Source organism: Paenisporosarcina sp. P4_E4_2 (assembly GCF_056401595.1).
The window spans coordinates 1-1,517 of the sequence record NZ_JBFUJC010000505.1; the positions used below are offsets into that span (position 1 = coordinate 1).

The 1,517-nt window shown below is 39.3% G+C and carries 2 protein-coding genes; both read left to right on the forward strand.

The features are described from left to right. Positions 1–170 precede the first annotated feature (170 nt). Complete coding sequence (locus tag AC1DSB_RS19135; RefSeq protein ID WP_016427417.1) at positions 171–872, forward strand: demethylmenaquinone methyltransferase; 702 nt, start codon at positions 171–173, stop codon at positions 870–872. Positions 873–895: 23 nt separating this feature from the next. Further along, positions 896–1,517 (forward strand): polyprenyl synthetase family protein (locus tag AC1DSB_RS19140; protein ID WP_477587404.1); only part of this gene is annotated, 622 nt, incomplete at its 3' end.

Here is a 1,517-nt window from a genome sequence, read left to right on the forward strand (position 1 = left end):
CTCCTGGCTCGTCTTACTGAACCATGAACTTTCAAATCAAAAAATCAAAATGATGGAAGACATTTCACAATCTCATCTATTAAGCCATCCTGTCCGAAAATACTTATTAGATTTGTACAAACTCCGATTGAATGAACAAGTGTCAGTCATGAGAGAAAGGTGACCTAGGCATGACCAAAACAAAAGAGCAACGTGTCCATGAAGTATTTGAAAAAATTTCAGGGAATTACGATAAGATGAATTCAGTCATCAGTTTTCAACAACATATAAAATGGCGTGAAGATACGATGTCGCGAATGAAAGTTGAACCAGGAAGCACCACATTGGATGTTTGCTGCGGTACAGCCGATTGGACGATTTCAATGGGTCAAGCTGTAGGGTCCTCTGGAAAAGCGATAGGACTGGATTTCAGTCAAAATATGTTGAATGTCGGTATGGAAAAAGTGAAAGATTATCCTCAGATTGAACTTGTTCATGGCAATGCGATGGATTTACCTTATCCGGATCATACCTTTGACTATGTTACGATTGGATTTGGTTTGCGAAATGTACCGGATTATATGCAGGTTTTAAAAGAAATGCATCGCGTCCTGAAACCGGGTGGTATGTTTGTATGTCTTGAAACTTCGCAGTCGGAGTTGCCAGTTTATAAACAACTGTTTCGCTTTTATTTCAAATATGTAATGCCTGTCTTTGGTAAGTTTTTCGCCAAAAGCTACAAAGAGTATTCTTGGTTACAAGAATCGGCAAAAGATTTCCCAGGAATGAAGGCACTTGCAAAAATGCTTGAACATGCTGGATTCAAACAAGTTGAATACAAGCCATATAGCGGCGGAGCAGCTGCGAGACATATTGGCATTAAAAAAGTTTAAATAGCGGGAGAAGGTTAATTGTTGTGGAAAAGATGAAGTTGAAGATGCTCTATTCTGATATGCGTTCAGATTTAGATCTCATCGAAAAAGAATTGGAAATAGCGGTGAATTCGTCTTCAGACTTACTCAATGAAGCTTCTCTTCATTTATTGCATGCGGGCGGAAAGCGAATTCGGCCCGTTTTTGTTTTGTTGGCAGCTAAGTTTGGAAATTATCAAATTGACCAAATTAAACATGTCGCTGTACCACTGGAGCTTATTCATATGGCCTCATTGGTACATGATGATGTAATAGATGATTCCGAAATGAGACGTGGACAATTAACGGTAAAAGCACAGTGGAATAATCGAGTCGCCATGTATACCGGCGATTTTATTTTTGCCCGTGCTCTTGAATACATAACGAACATCCAGAATCCAAAAGCGCATCAAATCCTATCTTATACAATGGTTGAAATATGCCTTGGAGAAATCATTCAAATTGAAGACAAATTCAAATTGGATCAACGCCTTCAGGATTATTTTAGACGGATTAAAAGAAAAACAGCGTTGTTGATTTCCTCAAGCTGTCAGCTCGGCGCAGTTGTCTCGGGAGCCGATGAAAAAACCGTCAATCATCTGAAGCGGTTTGGATATTATGTCGGCA